Annotated in this window: 19 protein-coding genes; 9 read left to right on the forward strand and 10 right to left on the reverse strand. The window is 64.0% G+C overall.

Features of this window, described 5'->3' with window-relative positions; translation table 11 throughout:
* The first annotated feature begins 17 nt into the window (after positions 1-17).
* The 9 genes from BLU35_RS13320 to leuB all read left to right on the forward strand — a co-directional run bounded on the left by BLU35_RS13320 (position 18) and on the right by leuB (position 9,084).
* Positions 18-764, forward strand: a complete 747-nt coding sequence (locus BLU35_RS13320) for an SDR family oxidoreductase (protein ID WP_093233363.1) — start codon at positions 18-20, stop codon at positions 762-764.
* Between the two features lie 56 nt (positions 765-820).
* Positions 821-2,296, forward strand: a complete 1,476-nt coding sequence (locus tag BLU35_RS13325; protein ID WP_093233364.1) for an ABC transporter substrate-binding protein — start codon at positions 821-823, stop codon at positions 2,294-2,296.
* Between the two features lie 98 nt (positions 2,297-2,394).
* A complete protein-coding gene (locus BLU35_RS13330; RefSeq protein WP_093233365.1) occupies positions 2,395-3,345 on the forward strand; it encodes an ABC transporter permease in 951 nt (316 codons plus the stop codon).
* Positions 3,345-4,205, forward strand: coding sequence for an ABC transporter permease (locus tag BLU35_RS13335; protein ID WP_093233366.1), 861 nt, complete (start codon positions 3,345-3,347; stop codon positions 4,203-4,205). The genes BLU35_RS13330 and BLU35_RS13335 overlap by 1 nt, the downstream gene beginning before the upstream one ends.
* The gene (locus BLU35_RS13340; RefSeq protein ID WP_093233367.1) at positions 4,202-5,218 is read left to right on the forward strand and encodes an ABC transporter ATP-binding protein; all 1,017 of its coding nucleotides are present in this window, start codon (positions 4,202-4,204) and stop codon (positions 5,216-5,218) included. Before BLU35_RS13335 ends, BLU35_RS13340 begins: the two co-directional genes overlap by 4 nt.
* Positions 5,215-6,189: an ABC transporter ATP-binding protein gene (locus BLU35_RS13345; protein WP_093233368.1), complete on the forward strand. Its 975-nt coding sequence runs from the start codon at positions 5,215-5,217 to the stop codon at positions 6,187-6,189. Before BLU35_RS13340 ends, BLU35_RS13345 begins: the two co-directional genes overlap by 4 nt.
* 93 nt (positions 6,190-6,282) lie before the next feature.
* Complete coding sequence (locus tag BLU35_RS13350) at positions 6,283-7,674, forward strand: amidase (RefSeq protein ID WP_093233369.1); 1,392 nt, start codon at positions 6,283-6,285, stop codon at positions 7,672-7,674.
* Entirely contained in the window at positions 7,671-7,898 is a 228-nt protein-coding gene (locus BLU35_RS13355; protein ID WP_093233370.1) for an ACT domain-containing protein, read from the forward strand. The genes BLU35_RS13350 and BLU35_RS13355 overlap by 4 nt, the downstream gene beginning before the upstream one ends.
* 76 nt (positions 7,899-7,974) lie before the next feature.
* On the forward strand, positions 7,975-9,084 hold the full coding sequence (gene leuB, locus BLU35_RS13360; protein ID WP_093233371.1) for a 3-isopropylmalate dehydrogenase: 1,110 nt from the start codon (positions 7,975-7,977) through the stop codon (positions 9,082-9,084).
* 378 nt (positions 9,085-9,462) lie between these two features.
* Here the strand turns inward: leuB and BLU35_RS13365 are convergent, their stop codons facing one another.
* From BLU35_RS13365 to BLU35_RS13410, 10 genes are all read right to left on the reverse strand, one after another.
* Positions 9,463-10,212, reverse strand: coding sequence for an SDR family oxidoreductase (locus tag BLU35_RS13365; RefSeq protein ID WP_093233372.1), 750 nt, complete (start codon positions 10,210-10,212; stop codon positions 9,463-9,465).
* Positions 10,213-10,234: 22 nt separating this feature from the next.
* A complete protein-coding gene (locus BLU35_RS13370; protein ID WP_093233373.1) occupies positions 10,235-11,077 on the reverse strand; it encodes a fumarylacetoacetate hydrolase family protein in 843 nt (280 codons plus the stop codon).
* Positions 11,078-11,118: 41 nt separating this feature from the next.
* Complete coding sequence (locus BLU35_RS13375) at positions 11,119-12,141, reverse strand: hypothetical protein (RefSeq protein ID WP_093233374.1); 1,023 nt, start codon at positions 12,139-12,141, stop codon at positions 11,119-11,121.
* Entirely contained in the window at positions 12,138-13,031 is an 894-nt protein-coding gene (locus tag BLU35_RS13380) for an SMP-30/gluconolactonase/LRE family protein (protein WP_093233375.1), read from the reverse strand. The genes BLU35_RS13375 and BLU35_RS13380 overlap by 4 nt, the downstream gene beginning before the upstream one ends.
* A gap of 9 nt (positions 13,032-13,040) precedes the next feature.
* Positions 13,041-14,153: a mannonate dehydratase gene (locus BLU35_RS13385; RefSeq protein WP_093233376.1), complete on the reverse strand. Its 1,113-nt coding sequence runs from the start codon at positions 14,151-14,153 to the stop codon at positions 13,041-13,043.
* 19 nt (positions 14,154-14,172) lie between these two features.
* Positions 14,173-14,958 carry an SDR family NAD(P)-dependent oxidoreductase gene (locus BLU35_RS13390; protein ID WP_093233377.1) on the reverse strand — a complete coding sequence of 262 codons (786 nt, stop codon included), beginning with the start codon at positions 14,956-14,958 and terminating at the stop codon, positions 14,173-14,175.
* A gap of 106 nt (positions 14,959-15,064) precedes the next feature.
* The gene (locus tag BLU35_RS13395) at positions 15,065-16,057 is read right to left on the reverse strand and encodes an ABC transporter permease (protein ID WP_057251200.1); all 993 of its coding nucleotides are present in this window, start codon (positions 16,055-16,057) and stop codon (positions 15,065-15,067) included.
* Positions 16,054-17,598, reverse strand: a complete 1,545-nt coding sequence (locus tag BLU35_RS13400) for a sugar ABC transporter ATP-binding protein (RefSeq protein ID WP_093233378.1) — start codon at positions 17,596-17,598, stop codon at positions 16,054-16,056. Before BLU35_RS13400 ends, BLU35_RS13395 begins: the two co-directional genes overlap by 4 nt.
* A 68-nt stretch (positions 17,599-17,666) precedes the next feature.
* Positions 17,667-18,632, reverse strand: a complete 966-nt coding sequence (locus BLU35_RS13405) for a substrate-binding domain-containing protein (RefSeq protein ID WP_176907241.1) — start codon at positions 18,630-18,632, stop codon at positions 17,667-17,669.
* Positions 18,633-18,750: 118 nt separating this feature from the next.
* Positions 18,751-19,494, reverse strand: a complete 744-nt coding sequence (locus BLU35_RS13410; protein ID WP_093233380.1) for a FadR/GntR family transcriptional regulator — start codon at positions 19,492-19,494, stop codon at positions 18,751-18,753.
* Positions 19,495-19,616: the final 122 nt, after the last annotated feature.

Below are 19,616 nucleotides of genomic sequence, written 5' to 3' on the forward strand. Positions count from 1 at the left end.
TCGGGAGGAACAACAAAATGTCACTGGAAGGTAAAGTCGCTCTTATCACCGGCGCGGGCTCCGGCTTCGGTGAGGGCATTGCGAAGCGCTTCATCGAAGGCGGCGCCAAGGTCATCGTCGTCGATCGCGATGCCAAGGGCGCCGAGCGCGTGGCGAACGAACTCGGCGGCAATGCCTTTGCCGTGGTCGCTGATATTGCCAAACAAGCGGATGTCGAGGCAGCCGTTGCTGCAGGCCTCGAGAAATTCGGACGCGTCGATATCCTGATCAACAATGCCGGCATCGGCCACAAGCCGCAGAACGCCGAACTGGTCGAGCCGGATGAGTTCGACCGGATCCTCGGCGTCAACGTGCGCGGCGTCTACCTGATGACGCGGGCGCTGCTGCCGCACATGAAGGAAAACAAGTCGGGCGTGATCGTCAACATCGCGTCGACCGGCGCCAACCGGCCGCGGCCGAACCTTGCCTGGTACAATGCGACCAAGGGCTGGGTGGTCTCCGCCACCAAGGCGCTGGCGATCGAGCTCGCGCCGTTCAACATCCGCGTCGTCGCGCTCAATCCGGTCGCCGGCGAAACGCCGCTGCTTTCGACCTTCATGGGCGAGGACACCGAGGAAATCCGCAAGAAGTTCCGCGACTCCATTCCGCTCGGGCGCCTGTTGAAGCCCGAGGATCTCGCCGAAGCCGCCGCCTTCGTCGCCTCGCCGCAGGCATCGATGATCACTGGCGTCGCGCTCGACGTCGACGGCGGCCGATCGATCTGATTGCTTCGATCTGACTACTGGGACCATAAACAACGAAACCGCAAAGCGGGGGAACCATGCTGAATTTGACGAAATGGGCACTTGCCTCATGCTTCATCGCCGCGTCGCTGACGACGGCGATGGCCAAGGATACGATCACCGTCGGCCAGGTGCTGGAGCCGCCGGGCCTCGACCCGACCGCCGGTGCCGCCGCACCGATCCGCTACATCACCTACGGCAACCTTTTCGAAGGTCTCGTGCGGGTTGTCGAGGATGGCAGCGTCAAGCCGCTGCTCGCCGAAAGCTGGACGGTTTCCGACGACCAGAAGACCTACAGCTTCAAGCTTCGCCAGGGCGTCAAGTTCCACGACGGCACGCCGTTCGACTGCTCAGTCGTCAAGTTCTCCTATGAACGCGCGGTCGGGGCCGACTCCACCAATGCGCAGAAAGGCCTGTTCGAGCCGATCGAAAAGACCGAATGCCCGGACCCGGCGACTGCGGTCGTGACGCTGAAGCGCCCGGCCTCCAATTTCCTCTTCAACATGGCCTGGGGCGATGCGGTCATGATCGCGCCGTCGTCGGCCGCGGACAACAAGACCAAGCCTGTCGGCACCGGCCCGTTCAAATTCAAGGAGTGGGCGAAGGGCGACAAGGTCGTGCTCGAAAAGAACGCCGACTATTGGGGTGAACCCGCCAAGCTCAGCGAAGTGACCTTCAAGTTTATCAGCGACCCGTCGGCAGCTGCTGCGGCTGTTCTTGCCGGCAATGTCGACGCCTTCCCGATGTTCCAGGCCGCAGAACTGGTCAGCCAGTTCCAGAGCGATCCGAACCTGCAGGTCGAGGTCGGCAGCACCTCGGGCAAGGTCGTGCTCGCGCTCAACAATGCGCGCAAACCCTTCGACGACGTGCGGGTCCGCCAGGCGCTTGCCCACGCGATCGACCGCAAGGCACTGGTCGAGGGCACCTATTCGGGCTTCGGAACGACGATCGGTTCGCACTATTCGCCTGTCGAACCCGGCTATGTCGATCTCAACGAAACCTACCCCTATGACCCCGGCAAGGCGCAGCAGCTATTGCAGGAAGCGGGAGTCCAAGGCCTTGAGATCACCATCATGCTGCCGCCGCCGGCCTATGCCCGTCGTGGCGGCGAGATCATCGCGGCCATGCTCAGCGAAGTCGGCGTCAAGGTGAACCTCGTTCCGATCGAATTCGCGCAATGGCTCGACCAGGTGTTCAAGAACTCGGACTTCGACGCGACGATCATCGCCCATGCCGAGGCCCGCGACCTCGATATCTATGCCCGCGACAAGTACTACTTCAACTACCAGAACCCCGAGTACAAGGCGCTCTACAAGTCCTTCACGCTCGCTTCGACCGAAGCCGAGCAGCTGGACCTCGCAGGCCAGCTCCAGCGCAAGCTGGCGGCCGACGAGCCGAACATCTTCCTCTACGCGTTGCCGAAGATCGGCGTCTGGAACAAGAAGGTGAAGGGTCTCTGGAAGAACATGCCGGTTCCGGCCGACGACCAGACCCAGACCTATTGGGAAAACTAAGGATTGGCATCCGCCCCTTTGACGAGGGGCGGTTGCAGATCAGACGTTGACCGGCACACCCGGTGCCGGTCAACGCTCGCTCTTTCCGGGAGGTTGATGTGATTTCCTTCATCGGTGGTCGCCTTGTGTCGCTCGTTCTGACGACGCTCGCCGCTTCAGTCATCGTCTTTCTGCTGATGCAGGTGCTGCCCGGCGACCCGGCGGTGCTGATGCTCGGCATGAATGCCGACGCCGACGCGATCGCGGCGTTGCATCGGCAGCTCGGCCTCGATCAGCCGATCTGGATTCGCTATCTCCACTGGATCGGCGGTTTCGTCGTCGGCGATTTCGGCACGAGCCTCACCTATTCGGTGCCGATCCGCGAACTGCTCGGGCCCCGCATCCTCGTGACGCTGCCGCTGGCCCTGCTCTCCATGGCGATCTCCGTCGTCGTCGCCATCGCCATCGGCGTCTATGCCGCCGCCAATCGCGGCAAGACCGGCGACACCGTCGTCATGGGCATCGCCCAGGTCGGCGTCGCGATCCCGAATTTCTGGTTGGCCCTTCTCTTCATCCTGCTCTTCGCATTGAAGCTCGCCTGGTTCCCGGCTTCAGGTTTTGCCGGCTGGGAAGGCGGTTTCTGGAACGGCCTGCATTCACTGATCCTTCCGGCCTTCGCGCTCGGCCTGCCGCTTGCCGCCATTCTCGCGCGTGTGACGCGCTCGGCCGTGATCGAGACGCTCGGCGAAGATTTCATCCGTACCGCCCGCGCCAAGGGGCTGAGCCGTTCGGGCGCGCTGTGGAAACACGCCGTGCCGAACGCGCTGATCCCGGTCGTCACCATCATCGGCCTGCAATTTTCCTTCCTGCTCGCCGGCACGATCATCATCGAAAACGTCTTCAACCTGCCGGGCGTCGGCCGCCTCGTCTTCCAGGCGATCGCCCAGCGCGATCTCGTGACGGTGCAGACGCTGGTGACGCTGCTTGCGGCCTCCGTCATCACCATCAATTTCCTCGTCGATCTGGTCTACGGCTATCTGGATCCGCGGCTTTCGCGGGGAGGTCACTGATGTCGAACCCTACAGTCGCCGCGGAGCCCGGCCTGTTCTCAAAACTCATCGGCAGCCGAAGCCTGACGATCGGCGTCACCGTGACCTTGATCCTTGTAGCGATGGCGCTCGTCTCCTATGTCTGGACGCCCTATTCGCCGACCGCGATGAACTTCCGCGACAAGCTGCAGGGACCGAGCTTCAGCCACTGGTTCGGCACCGACAATTTCGGCCGCGACATCCTGTCGATGATCATGGTCGGCGCCCGCAATTCGATCTCAGTTTCGATCGTTGCTGTCTTGGTCGGCGCCGGCATCGGCGTTCCGCTCGGCGCATGGGCTGCCGCACGCGGCGGATGGATCGATGGCCTGGTCATGCGCATGAGCGACCTTGCTTTCGCCTTCCCCGCGCTTCTGACCGCCGTGATCATCACCGCCATCTTCGGTCCGGGCGCAACCAACGCGATGATTGCGATCGGCATCTTCAACATCCCGGTCTTTGCCCGCGTCACTCGCGGCGCCTCGATGGGCCTTTGGAAGCGCGAATATGTGCAGGCGGCGCGCTGCGCCGGCCGCGGCGACGTGGCGATCACGCTTTTGCACATTCTGCCCAACATCAACCACGTGCTGCTGGTGCAGGTGACGATCCAGTTCGCGTTGGCGATCGTCGCCGAGGCCGGGCTTTCCTATGTCGGCCTCGGCACGCAACCGCCGATGCCGAGCTGGGGCAAGATGCTGAACGACGCCCAGACCTTCATCTACCAGGCGCCGTGGCTTGCGATCTTCCCGGGCCTGGCAATCACCTTCGCGGTGCTCGGCCTCAACCTGCTTGGCGACGGTCTGCGCGACATTCTCGACCCGCGCGTGAGGCGGCAACGATGACGAAACCCTTGCTTCACATGGCCGGCATGTCGGTCGAACTCTCGGCGGGCAAGAGCCAGGTCGATATCGTCTGCGACATCGATCTCGAGCTCAACCGCGGCGAGCGCCTCGGCATCGTCGGCGAATCCGGCAGCGGCAAGTCGATGACCGCACTCGCCGTGATGGGCCTGTTGCCGCAGCGCATGCGGGTGCGCGGCGAGCTTTTGTTCGACGGCCGCAATCTCGCTGGCTTGGCCGAGGCCGAGTATTGCGGCTATCGCGGCCGACGCGTCGCGATGATTTTTCAGGAGCCGATGACGGCGCTGAACCCGGTGAAATCGATCGGCGCACAAATCGCAGAGGGACGGCGGCTGCATCTCGGCGAAACCAAAGCCGATGCCGAAACGAAGGCGCGCGCGCTTCTCGACCGGGTCGGCCTGCCTGCGCCGCGCTTCGATCTGGATCTCTACCCGCACCAGCTCTCGGGCGGCCAGAGGCAGCGCGTGATGATCGCCGTGGCGATTGCCTGCGAGCCGGACCTTTTGATTGCCGACGAGCCGACGACCGCGCTCGACGTGACGGTGCAGGCGCAGATCCTCGACCTGCTCGACGAACTCATCGAAGACACCGGCACCGCGCTGATGCTGATCACCCACGATCTCGGCGTCGTCTCCGAAATGACCGACCGCATCGCCGTCATGTATGCAGGCCGCATCATCGAGACCGGGCGTACGGACGACGTCTTCGCCCGCATGGCGCATCCCTATGCCCGCGGCCTCTTTGCCGCCTCGCCGCATGGCGCAGCACTCGCGCCACGTCGCGCGGGCGAAGGGCGGCCGCGGCTGAACGCCATCCCCGGCATCGTGCCTGATCCCTTTGGCCGGCCAGCCTACTGTTCCTTCGCCGAGCGCTGTTCCTTCGCGCAGCCGGATTGCCGCCGCGCGATCCCGACGCTGGACCTGATCAATACCGATGGAAATGTGCAGCATCGCGCGGCCTGCTTTCATCCCCGCGAAAGGATGGTGGCACCGTGAGCGAGACCATTCTCAAGACCACCGATCTGGTGCGCGAATACGATCTGCCACGCCCGTCGATCTTCTCGAAACACAGCCGCCTGCGCGTGCTCCATGGCGTCAGCATCGAACTCGCCGCCGGCCAGAGCCTTGGCATCGTCGGCGAAAGCGGCTCCGGCAAATCGACGCTGGCGCGCGCGGTGATGGGACTGGAGCGACCGCAATCGGGCGAGGTCAATATCGCCGGCACGAACATCTACGCGCTCGACCGGGCGGGCTTGCGCGAGGCACGCAAGGGATTCCAGGCGATCTTCCAGGATCCCTACGGCTCGCTCGATCCGCGCCATACGGTCCGCACGATCATTTCCGAGCCGATCGTCTCGCTGGAACGCGGGACCGGCACCGCCGAGCGCAACCGGCGCATCGCCGAGGTGCTGGAGGCGGTTGGGCTGCCGCTCGCATCGGCCAACAAATACCCGCACGAATTCTCCGGCGGCCAGCGCCAGCGCATCGCCATTGCCCGCGCGCTGATCACGCGGCCGGCGTTGATCGTCGCCGACGAGCCGGTTTCGGCGCTTGACGTGTCGATCCAGGCGCAGGTGCTGAACCTGATGATGGACCTGCAGGAAAAGCTCGGCCTTTCCTACCTGTTCATCAGCCATGATCTCGGCGTGGTCCGCGCCATCACCGACCGGGTCGCCGTCATGCATCTCGGCCGGATCGTCGAGGAAGGGCCGACGAACGAAGTCTTCGACAACCCGCGCCATCCCTATACCCAGGCGCTGGTCGCCGCCGTGCCGAAACCCTTCTCCGGGCGGCGCAAGCGCGTGCGGTCCGACGGCCCCCCGCAGACGCCCGTCCATACCGCAACGACCGCAGCCGGCTGCGCCTATGCCGCCGTCTGTCCCATGAGGCAGGAGATCTGCCTGACCCGCACGCCCGTGGCCAAGCCGGTAACGCCGGCCTGGTCCGCCCGCTGTCATTTTGCCTAGAGCGTCCTTTGTGCGTTCATATGAACGCACGGCGCTCTAGAGCCCCAAGCTCTGCAGTTCCACGGAACTGCGCATATCGTAGGAATATACGCCATGTCCGAACTCGCCGATTTCTCCGCCGTCTCCCTTGTCGAGGCATACCGCTCGAAAAAGCTCTCTCCCGTCGAGGTCACCGAGGCCGTCATCACCCGCATCGACGCCTCGGAACCGAAGCTGAATGCGCTCTGGGCCTATGACCCAGCCGAAGCGCGCAAAGCAGCAAAGGCATCGGAAGAACGCTGGGCGAAGGGTGAACCGCTCGGCGCGATCGATGGCGTGCCGGTGACGATCAAGGAGAATATCGCAACGAAGGGAACGGCCGTGCCGCTCGGTTGCGCCGCCGTGTCGCTCACTCCAGCCGCCGCTGACGCGCCGCCGGCCGCCCGCACCCGCGAAGCGGGCGGCATCCTTCTCGCCAAGACCACCATGCCCGACTACGGCATGCTTTCTTCAGGACTTTCCAGCTTTCACAAGCTTGCCCGCAATCCGTGGGACCTTTCGGCCAATCCGGGCGGATCGAGCGCCGGCGCCGGTGCTGCTGCCGCCGCCGGCTATGGTCCCCTTCACATCGGCACGGACATCGGCGGCTCGGTCCGGCTGCCGGCCGGCTGGTGCGGCGTCGTCGGGCTGAAGCCTTCGGCGGGCCGCGTCCCGATCAATCCGCCTTTCATTGGCCGTGTCGCCGGGCCGATGACCCGAACGGTCGCCGATACCGCGCTCTACATGTCGGTGCTGTCGAAGCCGGATCCCCGCGACACGATGGCCCTGCCCTATGCCGATATCCCCTGGTTGGATCTCGATCGTGACGTGAAGGGCCTGAAGATCGGTCTCTGGCTTGACGCCGGCTTTGGCCAATCGGTCAGCGAAGAAACGCAACAGGCCGTCAGCCGAGCGGCCAAGCTTTTCGCCGATGCCGGTGCAATCATCGAACCCATTGGCCCGTTCCTCACCCGCGAGATGATCGACGGTCTCGACCGCTTCTGGCGCGCACGCGGCTGGGAAGACGTGTCACGCCTTTCGCCGGAAAAACAGGCGCAAATCCTGCCCTACATCTTCGACTGGATCAAAACGGCGGAGAGTTTCTCGGGCCGCGAGGTCTATACCGGCTTCGCCCAGATCGAGGCCATGCGCAATGCGCTGCACGCCGCACTCACCGGCTTCGATTTCATCCTGTCGCCGACCGCGCCGACAGCATCCTATCCAGCCGAATGGGCCTCGCCGGTCAACGACCCACAGAAACCATTCGAACACATCGCCTTCACCGTCGCGGTCAACATGGGTGGACACCCGGCGATCTCGATCAACTGTGGCTATACCGCTGGCGGCCTGCCGATCGGGCTGCAGATCATCGGCCAGTCCTTCGACGATATCGGCGTGCTGCGCCTTGCCCGTGCTTACGAAACCATACGTCCTGAGCAGCGTCCCTGGCCGAAGGTGGCAGCATGACCGACACCATGCGTTACACCGTCGAAAGCGGCGATCTGGAAAACATCGTCTCCCGGCTACTCGATATCGTTCGCCGGCTTGGCGTCAGCGTTTCGAAGCTTGCAGTCGAGGTGGACGGCGGCAAGGCTAACCTCGAAATCGCCGTGTCCTCGGCCTCGCACGCCGTAACGAACACGCTGCGCGAGCGCATCGGACAGATCGAAGGCGCGAAACCGGCGACTTAGCCCGGACCTCGCCCGCATCCTCATCATTAACGCGGCCCTGCCGCTCGACATCTGACTAAACACAGGAGTGCCGAAAATGGCCCGCAAACTTTTCATCCTTCCCGGCGACGGCATCGGCCCGGAAGCCATGGCGGAAGTCCGCAAAATCATCGCCTACATGAATGCCGAGCTTTCAGCCGGTTTCGTCACCGACGAGGGCCTGGTCGGCGGTTCGGCCTATGACGCCCATGGCCAGGCGATCTCGGAAGCGGACATGAAGAAGGCGCTCGCCGCCGATGCGGTGCTGTTCGGCGCCGTCGGCGGTCCGAAGTGGGATGCGGTGCCCTACGAGGTCCGTCCGGAAGCCGGGTTGCTGCGTCTGCGCAAGGATCTCGAACTGTTCGCCAACCTGCGCCCGGCGATCTGCTATCCGGCACTGGCCGCCGCCTCGTCGCTGAAGCCCGAGCTGGTCGAAGGCCTCGACATCCTGATCGTGCGCGAACTGACCGGCGGCGTCTATTTCGGCGAGCCGAAGGAAATCATCGATCTCGGCAACGGCCAGAAGCGCGGCATCGACACCCAAGTCTACGACACCTACGAGATCGAGCGCATCGCCGGCGTCGCCTTCGAGCTGGCCCGCACGCGGCAGAACCGCGTCTGCTCGATGGAAAAGCGCAACGTCATGAAGTCGGGCGTCTTGTGGAACCAGGTGGTGACCGAGACGCACAAGGCGAAATACGCCGACGTCCAACTCGAGCACATGCTGGCGGACGCCGGCGGCATGCAGCTGGTGCGCCAGCCCAAGCAGTTCGACGTCATCGTCACCGACAACCTGTTCGGCGACATGCTGTCGGACGTCGCCGCCATGCTGACCGGCTCGCTCGGCATGCTGCCGTCGGCCTCGCTCGGCGCCCCGGATGCGGTGACCGGCAAGCGCAAGGCGCTCTACGAGCCGGTGCATGGCTCGGCCCCCGACATTGCCGGCAAGGGCATTGCCAACCCGATCGCGATGATCGCCTCCTTTGCCATGTGCCTGCGCTATTCCTTCAACCTGGTGACGGAAGCCGACAATCTCGAAAAGGCGATCGCCGCCGTGCTCGATCAGGGCATCCGCACCGGCGACATCATGGCCGAGGGTGCGAAGAAGGTCGGCACGACGGAAATGGGCGACGCCATCCTCGCCGCGTTCAAGGCACTGTCGGCCTGAGCCACCAACGATTCCAGTCGGCGTGATCTGACGCCGACCTGCAGACAAGAACAGACACCTCCGGGTCGCATCCGGAGGTGTTTTGCGTTTGCTGATCTCGTACAAACAAGATTGCGAGCTGTTACTGCGACGTCGCAGAAAGGAAGAGGACGTAACCAGATCCTCCTCATTTCTGTACCTGTCACAGAAATCCAGCCAGACCAAGTCCTTGGGCTGAAAGGCCTTTGACCCGACGGACGTCTGGTCGCTGGATCCCCGCCACAGGGGCGAGGATGAGGGAGATTGGGTTGGCTCCTCTCGGAAAATCGAAAACTTCCGGGTTGAGCAGCGGTCCTCTCCGATGATGTTGCGCCGCCTGTCAGCGGGCGGCCGCGTGCGTCAGATCGTAATGCCACCATCGATATTGATCGCCTGGCCGGTGATGAAGGCTGCCTCGTCGGAGGCGAGGAAGGCGCAGATGGCGGCAACCTCCTCCACCGTGCCGAAGCGTCCGGCCGGCTGGCGGCTGATGAAAGACCGGTAAGCCTCGTCACGGTTTCCCAGCTTCTCGCCGAGTTCGCCGATGCGCTCCTCCAGAGAAGGCGACGCGATCGTTCCGGGGCAGATCGAATTGCAGCGAATGCCATGGGACACATAGTCGGAGGCGACCGCCTTGGTGAGACCGATGACACCGCCCTTGGCGGCACCATAGGCGGCGCGCCGCGGAAAGCCCTTGATCGACGAGGCAACCGAACCGATGGTGATGATGCTGCCGCCTTCGGCCTTCATCTTCGGGATCGCGCCGGCAATGACGTTATAGGCGCTGTCGAGCGTGATGTTGACCGAGCGACGCCAGTCCTCGGCCGAGCACTCCTCGATCGTGCCCTGGTGCACATAGCCGACCGCATGGACGAGAATGTCGACCCGTGCGAAGCCGGCGAAGTAGGCGGCGACTGCCGCGTGATCCGTCGCATCGAGCGTCGTCGTTGCGGCACCCTCGAGCGTGGCGAGCAGGTCGGCATTGATGTCGCTGGCGTGGACCTCCACACCCTCGGCCATCAACCGCTCGGCAACGGCACGGCCGATGCCCTGGCCTGCGGCGGTGACCACGGCCACGCGTCCGGCCGATCGTCCCGTATTTCCATTCATGGTCAGGCCTTTCCGTATCGATCTAGAGGGACTGAACGATCTGCCGCTGGCGGCCGAGGCCGTCGATCCCGAGTTCCACCACATCGCCGGGCTTCAGATAGCGCGGCGGCCTTTTGCCCATGCCGACGCCCGGCGGCGTGCCGGTGCAGATGAGATCGCCCGGCTCCAGCACGCAGAACTCGCTCATGTAGGAGACGATGGTCGCGACATCGAAGATCATGCGCGCGGTGGTGCCTACCTGCATGCGTTCGCCGTTGACGTCGAGCCACATGGAAAGCGCCTGCGGGTCCGGCACTTCGTCACGTGTGACGAGCCATGGCCCCGTCGGGCAGAAATTGGGAAAACTCTTGCCCTTCACCCATTGGCCGCCGCGCTCCATCTGCCAGGCGCGCTCGGAGACATCGTTGACAACTGTGTAACCGAAGACGTGATCCATCGCGTCGGCGCGCGATACGTTCAGCGCGCGCGCGCCGATGACGATGCCCAGTTCGACTTCCCAGTCGAGCTTCGACATTTTTTCGGAATGGAGAAGCGGCGCGTTCGGACCGCAATAGGTGCCGGCCGCCTTGTTGAAAAGGATCGGTTCAGTCGGCACCGGCAGGCCCGCTTCTTCCGCGTGGTCGGAATAGTTGAGCCCGACACACCAGATCGTTCCCGGCCTTGCGACCGGCGGCAGGATATCGGCGTCGATCACCGGCACCACGGGCAGGGCCGATAGATCAATACCAGACAGCGCCACCCTGACAGCTAACAGGGTTTCCGCCGTGAAGTCCTGCACGAGCGAGGAGACATCCCGCGCCCGACCCTCGCCATCGAGGATGCAGGGCACGGCGAAGCCGTCGACGGTGAGGCGCAACAATTTCATTCTCTTGGCCTTTCAATGCGAGATGTCTGGGCGAGCGACGCTCAGCCCAAGCGAGCGGCTTCGACGGAAAGCCGGTAACGGGTGGTGAAGGTATGGCCGGGCTCGAACGCGATTGCCGTCGCAATGCCGGATGACGCCAGAGGGTTAGTAGCCGTTGAGATGGAAGGTCCGAGGTCGAAAGCGGAGGCGATCGGCTCGACGCCAAGCGCCACATGCCGCCCGTTCCAGGGATAGGCCTTGCGGCCGCGGTTGCTGTACCAGAGCAGCAGGCTCGGAAAGTGCTCCTTCTGCCAGAAAAGCCGCGCGCGAAAGCCCTCGTCGCGGTAATGGAGCGCGACATTGCCGTCGATGCCCGAGAGCTGCAGCAGGTCCTCGGTGTCTTCGACGAGCGGCACCTGTGTCGCATCAAGAGCCGCGCCGTCGCGGGTCTCGACACTCTTGAGCGAGGACCAATGCCGATTGAGCGCAAATAGCGCTGCGCCCGGTTCGACATCGCCGGGAAAACTCCAGACGCGATCGTAGGTGCCGGGTTCAATGACGACCGAAGGCGGCCGCGGCGACAGGCGAAATGTCGGATGTAGCCCGATCGGAAGACGGCATGGCCGCCGCGCCTCGATTTCCAGCGTGATGTCGATGGCAGCCGCGCTTTGATCCGGAACGATCCGCCGGCGAAGCAACCGGATCGGATGGCCGTCGGGGTAGTGGCATTCCATGGTGATCTGGCGGACATCACAGTCGCCCCAGGTCCAATGGACATTGGAGCCGTGACCATGTGGCACACCGGCACCCTCGAAACTCTCGCCCGTTGCTGACCAGCCTGCGGGGAGCGACCGGTTGGTGTCGCTGCCGAAGGGGACGCAGGGCCATTCGCCGCGCAGTTGTTGCAGAATTTCCGGCAGTGTCTCGCGCTCCGGATCATTGCCCCAAGGCGCGACATGCAGTGGGCTGACCTGACGCCCATCAGGCAGCAGGAACAGCACGGGGCCGAGCATGCCGCCGAGCGACTGCACCGAAAGGCACCCATGCGCCCAGGCAAGGGCGCGTCGTGTCGTCTCCGCGCTCACTTGGTCGCTACCCCGTAGCGGTTTTCCGGAAGGCCCGCGACCTCGACCCGCATGGCATAGAGGCTGCCGGCCAGGCGCTCGTCCGGCCCCGAGCCGGCGGTCGTGATGTAAAGCGTCTTCAGATCCGCCCCGCCAAAGGTGCAGGTGGTGATGTTGGTGACCGGCATGTCGATCGCCTCGGCAAGGCTGCCATCAGGCGCAATCCGGGCTATGCAACGGCCGCCATAGCGGCAGTTCCAGAGAAAGCCTTCGCTGTCGATCGCCGAACCGTCGGGCGAACCGCGATCAAAATTGATGAAGAAGTTCCGTTCGCCGGCTATCGCCCCCTCCGCGACGTCGTAGTCGAAGGCATAGATCTCGTTTGCCAGCGTATCACCGAAATAGAAGGTGCTTCGGTCCGGGCTCCAGCAGAGGGTGTTGGAGATGCCGAGCCCATGGCGCCATTCGCTGACAGCGCCATCCGGTGCAATTCGGTAGAGGATGCCTTCCCCGGGCGCAACTTCGCCAAGCTGGCCATCGGGTAGGACATTGTTCTTCATCGAGCCAACCCAGAAGTTTCCGGCGGGATCAGCGCGGCCATCGTTGAGCCGTACCCGCGGCGCACCGGGCAGGACAAAACCGTGATCCTCACGCCGGTCGATCTGCGGCCACCACCAGATCAGCTTCGATCCAAGCGCGACGAGCAGACGCCCGTCTTCGTCACTCAGGGAGATCGCGACCACCGGCTCGTCGAACAGCCAGGTTCTGACCGCTCGCGTCGCCTCGTCGAAGCGATGGATGAGGAACCGATTGATGTCGGTCCAGTAGAGTGCCGCTTCAGCCGCCGACCAGACGGCTCCCTCGCCGCAACGGTCGCCAACGGGCGCGACACATGTTGGCTCGCGTGCCATTCGCGCCTCCTATTCCGCCGCTATGCTCGTCGAGATCGACCGGGCCGGCCCGAGCGCCTCGGCGTTCTGCACCAGCGCCTTCATGTAGCCGAGCGCGAAGGCCTTTCCGGCGTGCCAGGAGGCGCCGCAGGTCATGGCCGGCGTATGATCGGGGATCATCACGCCCTGATAGTTCTCGTCGCGCAGGATGCGGATAATCTCGGCCATGTCGATATCGCCCTCGTCGACGAAGGTTTCGACATAACGCGGCATCTTTCCGCGCACATTGCGGAAGTGGATGTAGCCGATGCGGCCGGAGCGGGCGAAGCGGCGGACGTGCTCATAGATATCGCCGCCCGGCATCTCCTGCAGCGAGCCGAGGCAGAGCTCCAGGCCGTTCGACGGCGAGTCGACGATCGCCATTAGCCGGTCGTATTTTTCTGGCCGATTGACGAGCCGCGCAGTGCCGCGCAACTCCTCCGCCGGCGGATCATCCGGATGGGCGCCAAGCACCACACCCGCCTCCTCGGCGACCGGGACGACTTCCTTCAAGAAATGGGCAAGGCGATCCCAGAGCTCCGTCGAACTGACGGAGACTGAAGCGGCACCCGCGACACCACGGCGATAGCGCATGTTCCAGACCATGCCGTCCGGGATCGGCGCATCCGGGCTTGGCGCGATGCTGTTTTCGACGCCGAAGCCGACGGATTCCGCACCACCGCGCGCATAGGGGCCGCGCGTCCAGCCATAGACGCCGGCAAGCGAGAAATTGTAGCCGATGCAGGGAATGCCGGCGCGACCGGCATCGCGGATCAGCTGTTTCAGCCCCTCGATCTGCTGGGCGCGCTCAGGTCCATCGAGAAGCACGTCGGACCAAAAGCGCGGCGAGAAATTCTCGATCGCCGCGATCTCCAGGCCGCCGGCGCGCACGTCCTTCACCAGTGCCGACAGCTCCTCGTAAGTCCAGAGCCGGTCGCCGGAACAATCGCCCCAGCCGCCCTGGTCACCGCTGTCAATCTTCGGATCCTTGCCGGCGAAATAGTTGGTCAGATGCGCGACCACATGGGTCGCACCTGCCTGCTGCGCAAACTGAAAATTGTCCGGGGTGAGCTGTTCCCGGTAAAGCCCGAGGCCGATCTTCATCTTATCAATTCCTGTCTGATTACTTGACGCCGATACCGGCAGTGAGGCCGCCGTCGATGCGGAAATCCGAACCGGTGACGAAAGCGGCGCGGTCGGAGGCGAGATAGGCGACGAGTTCCGCCACCTCCTCCGGCTCACCGATGCGTCCGACCGGGTGCGCGGCGCCGAAGCGGGCGAAGGCTTCCGCCTCACTGACGCCCTCACCGCCATAGGTGCGGGCCGCAAGCGAAAGCAGCGGCGTGCGCACCGAGCCGGGGCTCACCGAATTCACCCGGACCTTCGCCGCCGCATGGTCCAGCGCCATGGCACGGGTCAGCGCATGGATCGCGCCCTTGGAGGCGACATAGGCCGCAACGTTCTGCTGGCAGGCATGGCCCTGCACCGAGGAAATGTTGACGATGGCGCCGCCGCCGCGCTTCATCATTTCCGGAATACCGAAGCGACCGGTCAGATAGATCGAGCCGACATTGACCGAGAGGCAGCGCGCAAAGGTCTCGGCGCTGGTATCGAGAACCGTGCCATACGGGTGCACGGCCGCAGCATTGACGATGATGTCCAGCCCGCCACGGCGCAGCACCGCTTCGCGCACCGCTGCCTCCACCTCGGCCTCGACGGAGACGTCCGTCAGCCGTGTCGACATCGGCAGGTCGCGATCTTTGGCAATCCGATCGAAGATCTCATTGGTGGCGACGTCATTGCCGCAGGCCAGCACAGTCGCCCCTGATGAAGCCAGACGGATTGCCGAGGCGAGGCCGATCCCTGAGGTGCCGGTGACCAGCGCGATTTTTCCCTTGAATTCAGTCATGATTGTCTCCGCGATGGATCGCGATGGTGTCGGGCCGCACAGACCCGAAATCACAAGCGTGATCGATTTTCTTGAGGGAGCGGGATGCGAGCACCCCGCTCCGGTCTCAACGCACCCGTTCCAGGACCTGGTTGAGAAGCACGGCGCCGAGGATGATCCCGCCGCGCACGACGTATTGCCAGTACTCGCTGACATTCATCAGCGTCATGCCGTTGGAGATGCAGCCGAGGAAAAGGACCCCGATCAGCGTGCCCCAGATACGGCCCTTGCCGCCGAAGAGTGACGTGCCGCCGATGATGACGGCCGCGATCACGTCGAGCTCCATGCCGGTTGCCGTCGTCCCGGTTCCAGCCCCGATCTGCGAGGCGATCAGCGTGCCGGACACGGCGGTCAGCGCGCCAGTCAGACCCAGCGTCAGCGCCTTCACCTTCCAGATGTCGATGCCGGAAAGGCGTGCCGCCTCCATATTGCCGCCGACGGCATAAACCTCGCGGCCGAAGCTCGTGTACTTCATCAGGAAGTGCATGCCGGCAAAGGTCAGCGCGAAGATATAGACCGGGAACGGAATGCCGAAGAGATAGCCGCCGCCGAGGAAATCGAAGCCGAGCGGGAAGGACGACATCGGGAAGCCGCCGGTGATCAGGTTGGCGACACCGCGGAGTGCTGCAAAAAGCGCGAGCGTGGTGATGAAGGTCGGCACGTTGAACCATTGCCGGAAGCGACCGGTGAGGTAGCCGAGCGTGAAGCCGAGCAACAGCGCCACGCCAAAACCGACCGTGACCGCACCCCAGTCGCCGAAGACACCGGCGAAGCGGTCGGCGAACCAGGCGACGATGCAGCCGGCGAGCGCGGCACCGGCTCCGACCGAAAGGTCAATTTCGCCGCTGATGATCACGGCGGTCATGCCGAAGGCGATGATGCCGAGCATTGAGACCGTGCGCAGCACGTTCAGCACATTGCCGGTAGAGGCGAAGCCGGGCGCGACCAGGATCAGAAAGATCACCAGCGCCGCGAGAATGATCTCCATCGGGTAGGTTTTGAGGAACTTGAGCGGCGTGTTCTGGCCACCAGCTTCGGTCGTTTGGCTCACAAGTGTCATTGCTTGGCCCCTTCCATACACAGGCCGTAAAGTTCGGTAAGGTCGGTTTTCGTCGGATCCACCTCGGCGACGACAGCGCCGTGGTGCATGACGAGGATGCGGTCGGCGACTTCGAGCACTTCCTCGAGTTCCGTCGAGACGAAGAGGCTGGCGAGACCGTCAGCCGCCTGCTGCCAGATGATGTCGAAGATCTGCCGCTTGGCCTGGACATCGACGCCGCGGCTCGGCTCGTCGAAGAACATCACCGAGGGCTGCCGGTTCAGCCATTTGCCGATCACCACCTTCTGCTGGTTGCCGCCTGACAGCGACGACACCGGCAGTTCCGGATCGCCGCACTTGATGTGCAGATCGGCAATCTGACGGCGGACATGCGGCTGCTCGCGTCGGCGCGAGATGAAGCCGTTGCGCGAGATCGGACCGAGGCTTGCCATGCAGAGATTGTCGGCCGTCGAAAGCGATTGCACGAGACCGACTTCCTTGCGGTTTTCCGGCGTGTAGCCGAGGCCGGCCTTGCGCATGTCGCGCGGGCTGGCACCGGTCATGTCGCGACCGTCGAACGTGACCGAACCGCCGTCGATCCGGTCGGCCCCAAAAATCGCCCGCATGAGCTCGGTGCGGCCGGCACCAAGCAGACCGGCGATGCCGAGGATCTCGCCGGGATAGAGGTCGAAGGAGACATCCTGAAAATGTCCGGCCCGACTGAGATTGCGGACCTCGAGCACGGGTTTGGCGCGGTCAAGCGTTCGCCGCGGCGGACGTGTGGCGCGCGCCGCATCGCCGAACATCATGCCGACAATCGCAGACGGCGTCGTCTCCTTCATCGCGACCGAGCCGATATAGTGGCCGTCGCGGATCACCGTGCAAGTGTCGGCGATTTCGAAGAGTTCGCTCATGCGGTGGGTGATGTAGATCATCGTCACGCCACGGGCGCGCAGCCGCTCGATCAGCGCAAAGAGCTGCTTGACCTCACGCGAGGCAAGCGCCGAGGTCGGCTCGTCGAGCAGCAGGATAGACGGGTTGAAGGACATTGCCTTGACGATCTCGACCACCTGCTGCTGGCCGACGCTGAGTGCGGAGACCGGTTGGCGGGAATCGATCGCAAGGCCCATGTCGGCGAGCAATTCGCCGGCGCGCTTGTGCAGGCCGGCCCAGTCGACGACACTGAAGCCGGCGCGGCGGCGGTGCGGCAGCCGGCCGAGAAAGATGTTCTCGCCGACAGAGAGCTCCGGCACCAGCGAGAGCTCCTGGTGCACGGTGACGATGCCGGCGGCAAAGGCATCATGCGGCGAGGTGAAATGGCGGTCCTCGCCATTGACGCTGATCGTGCCGGATGTCGGCTCGGTCACGCCGGCGAGAAGCTTGACCAGCGTCGACTTGCCCGAGCCGTTCTTGCCCATGAGGGCATGCACCTGGCCGGGTGCGAAGCTGTGGGTGAATTCGGAGAGGGCGACAGTCGGGCCGTAACGCTTGGTCACGGTCCGAAAGTCCAGCCGTCCCTGCACCCCTTGCAACGCGGCTGACCTTAGTTGCGGATAGCTCATGCGGTTTTCCTGCTGTCGGCGGCGAAGGAGCGGCGGCGATGCCCGCCGCTCGGTTCACTTTTAGGCACTTACTTCAGGGCCTTCAGGCCTTCCTTGTAGGCAGCGACCCCTTCAGCGTTGACGCGTGTCAGAGGCAGAACGGGCACGTTGACCTTGGTCTCGATCTTCTTGCCGTCGAGCAGGTTCTGCGCGGCTTCGATTGCCTGCTTGCCGACCTCGAGTGGCTGCTGCGCCGTCGTCGCCTGCAGCACGTTGTCGGAGTTCAAGAGCATGTTGGCGAGCTGCTCGGAACCGTCGGTGCCGAAGACGAAGACCTTGCCTTCAAGACCCGCCTTCTTGACCGCCTGCACCGCACCGATCGTGCCGCCTTCGTTGGCCGCATAGATCACCCGGATATCGGGATTGGCCGTCAGCATGTCGCTTGCGACGGCCAGCGCCTTTTCGGCGAGCCAGGCGTCCTGCTGGGCGACGATATCGACCTGATCCTTGACGACACTCAGGAAGCCATCGACGCGGGCATTCGACTGTTCGGGCAGCAGCGCCTTGAAGGCGAGCGTGCCGATCTTGACCTTCTCGCCATTGCCGAGCGCCTTTAAGAAATCGGTCGCCGCCTTGCCGGTGCCGATGCCGATATCGCGGTCCGAGCTCGTCACCGTCGCCTGGGCGACGTCGCCATTGGCCGAGGTGCCGTAGGTCACGACCGTGATGCCGGCGTCACGCGCCTTCTTCAGCGCCGGCACCGAGGCGTCGGCCGAAAGCGGCGCGACGACGATCGAGTTCACGCCGCGGGCGATGTAGGTGTCGATCAGCTGAGCTTCCTTCTCCAGCTTGCTGTCGCTGTTGCCGGCGAGCAGTTCGTCGCCGGCGGCTCCGGCCGCCTTTTCCATGCCGATCTGGATGCCGCGGAAATACTGGTCCTGCTGGAATACGATGCCGGCAATCGCCTTGCCGCCGGCATGTGCCGCACAAGGCGCAAGGCTGACGGTGGCAAGCAATGCTGCAAGCGCCAGAATGTGACGTTTCGAATTGTTCATGTCGGTTCTCCTCCCAAGTGCCCTGTTGGTGCCGCCGGACCAACGGGCGAGTGGATCCGGCAAACGGATGCCAGCACCGCCCATTTGGGGAGCGGTCCAGGCGAAAATCTCTATGTGCTCATCGCGACGGCTGGCCGTCGGGCGCGGCATCGACAAAGCGGATGCCGAACTCCAGGTGGCGGCTCATCAGGTAGACGTAGGCGATGCGGTCGCGGGCCCTCAGTGCCCGGATAATCTCGGCATGGGCCTCGAAAGTCGCCGCATGCACCGGGCGCTCCGCCTTGCCGAGCCGCATGACCTCCTCGATCACAGAGCGCAGCATGTGATAGGCGGCGACCGTCGTGCGATTGCCGGATAGCTCCACGATCGCCTGATGGAACAGGTAGTCGCACTGCGCCGCTTCCTCGACGCTGTCCGCTTCTAGGATCCGCGCGTTGATCCCATCCAGCCGGTCGAAATCGGCGTCAGTAGCCGTCAGGATGATGTGCTCGCCGACACCCGTCTCGATGATGCGGCGGAAGCCCTGCAGGTCGCGGAAAGAGTCCGGCGAGATGCCGTTGTGAAAGGCAAAGAGCCGGCGGATCGCCTCGCCGTGGCCGCCGCTGATAACGGCGCCGACCTTCGGTCGCGTCTCGACCATGCCATAGGCGCGCAGCACCTGCAGCGCCTCGCGCACCGTGTTGCGCCCGGCCTGGAATTGTTCACCAAGATCGCGCTCGGTCGGAAGCGCATCGCCGATACCGAGACCGCGCTCGGAGATCATGTCGCGGATCTGCTCGACCAGCCGGTCCACGGCCGAGGTCTTGCCTGGCTCGACGGGCTCCACACCCGACAACGCCTCTTCTCGTACAGAACTGCTCACCGGCCATCCTCCCTGCGATGCTCTATTTGTTGGTCCAGTTTGCGCGTTCAGTCAAGCGCAATCTCTCAAATTTCGCGCAAAGTTGCCAACATCGTCCGAAATTGCGTCCATAAGGCTTGAAT

This window comes from Sinorhizobium sp. NFACC03 (assembly GCF_900103435.1).
In the GTDB taxonomy this organism is placed as follows: Bacteria; Pseudomonadota; Alphaproteobacteria; order Rhizobiales; family Rhizobiaceae; genus Ensifer.

Bases quoted from the DNA above. Each gene is read 5' to 3' on its own strand.
- BLU35_RS13350 (WP_093233369.1), top strand. From the start codon at position 6,283: ATGTCCGAACTCGCCGATTTCTCCGCCGTCTCCCTTGTCGAGGCATAC.
- BLU35_RS13365 (WP_093233372.1), bottom strand. From the start codon at position 10,212: ATGAATGGAAATACGGGACGATCGGCCGGACGCGTGGCCGTGGTCACC.
- BLU35_RS13400 (WP_093233378.1), bottom strand. From the start codon at position 17,598: ATGAGCTATCCGCAACTAAGGTCAGCCGCGTTGCAAGGGGTGCAGGGA.
- BLU35_RS13370 (WP_093233373.1), bottom strand. From the start codon at position 11,077: ATGAAATTGTTGCGCCTCACCGTCGACGGCTTCGCCGTGCCCTGCATC.
- BLU35_RS13405 (WP_176907241.1), bottom strand. From the start codon at position 18,632: ATGAACAATTCGAAACGTCACATTCTGGCGCTTGCAGCATTGCTTGCC.
- leuB (WP_093233371.1), top strand. From the start codon at position 7,975: ATGGCCCGCAAACTTTTCATCCTTCCCGGCGACGGCATCGGCCCGGAA.
- BLU35_RS13385 (WP_093233376.1), bottom strand. From the start codon at position 14,153: ATGAAGATCGGCCTCGGGCTTTACCGGGAACAGCTCACCCCGGACAAT.
- BLU35_RS13380 (WP_093233375.1), bottom strand. From the start codon at position 13,031: ATGGCACGCGAGCCAACATGTGTCGCGCCCGTTGGCGACCGTTGCGGC.
- BLU35_RS13340 (WP_093233367.1), top strand. From the start codon at position 4,202: ATGACGAAACCCTTGCTTCACATGGCCGGCATGTCGGTCGAACTCTCG.
- BLU35_RS13320 (WP_093233363.1), top strand. From the start codon at position 18: ATGTCACTGGAAGGTAAAGTCGCTCTTATCACCGGCGCGGGCTCCGGC.
- BLU35_RS13390 (WP_093233377.1), bottom strand. From the start codon at position 14,958: ATGACTGAATTCAAGGGAAAAATCGCGCTGGTCACCGGCACCTCAGGG.
- BLU35_RS13395 (WP_057251200.1), bottom strand. From the start codon at position 16,057: ATGACACTTGTGAGCCAAACGACCGAAGCTGGTGGCCAGAACACGCCG.
- BLU35_RS13325 (WP_093233364.1), top strand. From the start codon at position 821: ATGCTGAATTTGACGAAATGGGCACTTGCCTCATGCTTCATCGCCGCG.
- BLU35_RS13355 (WP_093233370.1), top strand. From the start codon at position 7,671: ATGACCGACACCATGCGTTACACCGTCGAAAGCGGCGATCTGGAAAAC.
- BLU35_RS13335 (WP_093233366.1), top strand. From the start codon at position 3,345: ATGTCGAACCCTACAGTCGCCGCGGAGCCCGGCCTGTTCTCAAAACTC.